Source organism: Rhodobaculum claviforme (assembly GCF_016653255.1).
Taxonomy (GTDB): domain Bacteria; phylum Pseudomonadota; class Alphaproteobacteria; order Rhodobacterales; family Rhodobacteraceae; genus Rhodobaculum; species Rhodobaculum claviforme.
Genome location: NZ_NHSD01000044.1, coordinates 1 through 3,395 on the forward strand (window position 1 = coordinate 1; position 3,395 = coordinate 3,395).

Consider the following 3,395-nt stretch of genomic DNA (forward strand, 5'->3'; position numbering starts at 1 on the left):
GGCGGCACGGTGCACGAGGCGCTGGCGATCAACGAGGTGTCGCTGCTGCGCGAGGGGCCGCAGGCCGCGCGCCTGCGCATCAGCGTCGACGGTCGTGTCCGCCTGGAGGAGCTGGTCTGCGACGGCGTGCACACCAGCGCGCCGATCACCCCCAGGAACAGCACATAGGACAGCTGCACCAGCAGCTCGGTCTGGCCCATCGCGCGCAGCAGGCTGAAGATCCACACCCCCGCGCCCGACCCGACCATCCCCCCCATGAGCATCACGTTGCCCATCACCAGATCGACGTTGCCGCGCCGGAAATGCGCCAGGACGCCCGACACCGACGAGGCGATGACCTGGTTGACCCCGGTCGCCACCGCCGCCGCCGGCGGAATCCCGATCAGCAGCAGAAGCGGCGTGATCAGGAACCCGCCGCCCACCCCGAACATCCCCGACAGCACGCCGGCCACCCCGCCGATGCCCAGCAGGACAAAGACGTTGGCCGTCACTTCGGCAATGGGAAGATAGATCTGCAAGGCCGTGTCCGTGCGTTCCGCGCTGGCGCCAGCCTAGCGCAAGGCCCCCGGTCGTACAGGCGAAATTCCATGCCCCGGGTCATTATCCGGCGCCCGGTTGCAATCCGGCCGCGGCGCCCCGCAAGGTCAGGCCGCGCGGATGTGATCGCCCGTGCACCCGTGCGCCCGCGACATGCGCGCGCAAGGCCTTGGCGTGGGGCAGCGGCCGGGGTATTTTCCGACCATGATCATAGAGCTTGGCCACTTCGCCCTCATCCTTGCCTTCGCCGTCGCCCTTGCGCAGTCGGTGATCCCACTTGTCGGCGCGCACCGCGGGTGGCCGGGATGGATGCAGGCCAGCCTGCCGATGGCCAACGCACAGTTCCTGCTGGTGGCATTCTCGTTCGCCGCGCTGACCTGGGCGTTCATCGTCTCGGACTTCTCGGTGGCGCTGGTGGTGGCCAATTCGCACACCGCCAAGCCGTTGATCTACAAGATTTCCGGCGTCTGGGGGAACCACGAGGGCTCGATGCTGCTGTGGGTGCTGATCCTGACGCTGTTCGGGGCCTGTGCGGCATGGTTCGGCTCCAATCTGCGCGAAAGCTTCCGGGCGCGGGTGCTGGCGGTGCAGTCCTCGGTGACGGCGGCGTTCATGGCATTCACGCTGTTCACCTCCAACCCGTTCGACCGGATGGTGATGCCGCCGCTGGACGGGCAGGACCTCAACCCGCTGTTGCAGGACCCCGGCCTCGCGCTGCATCCGCCGTTCCTGTACCTCGGCTATGTGGGCCTCAGCATGGCGTTCTCCTTCGCCGTGGCAGCGCTGATCGAGGGGCGGGTGGATGCCGCCTGGGGCCGCTGGGTGCGGCCCTGGACGCTGGCGGCCTGGGTGTTCCTGACCATCGGGATCGCGCTGGGCTCTTGGTGGGCGTATTACGAGCTTGGCTGGGGCGGCTTCTGGTTCTGGGATCCGGTGGAGAACGCCTCGCTGATGCCCTGGCTGTTCGCCACGGCGCTGCTGCACTCGGCCATCGTGGTGGAAAAGCGCGAGGCGCTGAAGAGCTGGACTATCCTGCTGGCGATCCTGGCTTTCGGGTTCTCGCTGATCGGGACGTTCATCGTGCGCTCCGGGCTGCTGACCAGCGTGCATGCCTTCGCGGTCGACCCTGACCGCGGGGTGTTCATCCTGCTGATCCTCGCGTTCTTCATGGGCGGTGCGCTGACGCTGTTCGCCGTCCGCGCCCAGGCGATGGAGGCCAAGGGTGTGTTCGGCACGGTCAGTCGCGAATCGGCGCTCGTGATGAACAACGTGCTGCTGGCGGTGTCGTCCTTCGTGGTGTTCGTGGGCACGATGTGGCCCATGATCGCCGAGATGCTGTTCGACCGTGTCCTGTCGGTGGGGCCGCCGTTCTTCAACATCGCCTTCAGCCCGTTCTTCGTGGCGCTGGCGGCGATCCTGCCCATTGGCGCGATGCTGCCGTGGAAACGCGGCGAGATCGGCCGCGCCATGCAGCCGCTGGTGGGGATCCTGCTGTTCTCGCTGGCCGCCGGGGCGCTGGTGTGGGCGATGCAGACCGGGCGTTCGGCGCTGGGGCCGCTGGGGGTGATCGTGGGGCTGTGGGTTGTGCTGGGCACGGGCGTCGATCTCTGGGCGCGCACCGGGCGCGGCGCCGCGATGGCGCGTCTGGCCCGCCTGGGCCGGCTGCCGCGTGCCGACTGGGGCAAGGCCACCGCGCACTCGGGCCTCGGCATCGCCATCTTCGCCATCGCGGGGATGCTGGCCTGGGAGACCGAGGACATCCGCGTGGTCCAGGTCGGCGAGACGTTTCCGCTCGGCCGCTACGAGGTCACGCTGTCCGATGTCACCCGGGTGGAGGGGGCGAACTTCGTCGCCACCCGCGGGATCATGGACGTGACCCTTAACGGCCGCCCCTTTACCACCGTCATGCCGGAGCGGCGCTTCTACACCGCGGCGGGCATGCCGACGAACGAGGCGGGCATCCACTACGGCCTGTTCCGCGACCTGTATCTGGTCCTGGGCGAGAGCCAGGATCGCGGTGGCTGGGCGGTGCGCAGCTATATCAAGCCGTTCGCCAACTGGCTGTGGGCGGGCTGTGCGTTCATGGCGCTGGGCGGGCTGCTCAGCCTGTCGGACCGCCGCTACCGGGTGGCGGCGGGCGCACGGCGGCGCCGCGACGGCGCAACCCCGATGCCGGCGGAGTGAGCGGGATGCGTGCGCTGATCCTTGCCGCTGCGCTGGCGCTGGCGCTGCCCGGCGGTGCCCATGCCGTGCTGCCCGACGAGATCCTGGAGGATTCCGAGCTGGAGGCGCGCGCGCGCGCCCTCAGCGCGGACCTGCGCTGCGTGGTGTGTCGCAACGAGTCCATCGACGAATCCAATGCGGATCTTGCCCGCGACATGCGCCTGCTGGTGCGCGAGCGTCTGGTGGAGGGCGACAGCGACGCCGAGGTGATGGCCTATCTCGTGGACCGCTACGGCGAATTCGTGCTGCTGCGGCCGACCACGTCGGGGGCCAATCTGGTGCTGTGGATCTCGGCGCCGGTGATGCTGATCCTCGCGCTGGGGGTGGCGGTGGTCTATCTGCGGCGTCGGGATCGCACGGCCGAGCCCGGCGCGCCCGGCCTGAGCCCCGAGGAAGAGGCCCGCCTGCGCGAGTTGACGCGCGACTGAGGCGCGCGAAAGGGGGGACGGGTGGCGTATCAGACCATTGGCCTTGTGGTGGAGGGCGGTGTCGCCGTCATCACCCTCGATCGTCCGGATGTGCTGAATGCCCTGAACGGGCTGATGCGCGCCGAATTGCGCCACGCGTTGGAGGCGGCCGGGACGGCCGCACGCGTGGTGGTCCTGACGGGGGCGGGGCGGGCGTTCTGCGCGGGG

4 protein-coding genes are annotated in these 3,395 nt (G+C 69.3%); 3 read left to right on the forward strand and 1 reads right to left on the reverse strand.

The window, feature by feature from the left end; genetic code table 11:
• Positions 1-518, reverse strand: a 518-nt coding sequence (locus tag CCR87_RS00635) for a sulfite exporter TauE/SafE family protein (protein ID WP_201155401.1), incomplete at its 3' end; no start/stop codon positions are given.
• Between the two features lie 223 nt (positions 519-741).
• Here CCR87_RS00635 and CCR87_RS00640 point away from each other — a divergent pair.
• The 3 genes from CCR87_RS00640 to CCR87_RS16965 all read left to right on the forward strand — a co-directional run.
• Positions 742-2,721 (forward strand): heme lyase CcmF/NrfE family subunit, encoded by a 1,980-nt coding sequence (locus CCR87_RS00640; protein WP_201155402.1) that lies wholly within the window; start codon positions 742-744, stop codon positions 2,719-2,721.
• Positions 2,722-2,726: 5 nt separating this feature from the next.
• Positions 2,727-3,188 (forward strand): cytochrome c-type biogenesis protein, encoded by a 462-nt coding sequence (locus CCR87_RS00645; protein ID WP_201155403.1) that lies wholly within the window; start codon positions 2,727-2,729, stop codon positions 3,186-3,188.
• A 21-nt stretch (positions 3,189-3,209) separates the two neighbouring features.
• Positions 3,210-3,395, forward strand: a 186-nt coding sequence (locus tag CCR87_RS16965; RefSeq protein WP_201155404.1) for an enoyl-CoA hydratase-related protein, incomplete at its 3' end; no start/stop codon positions are given.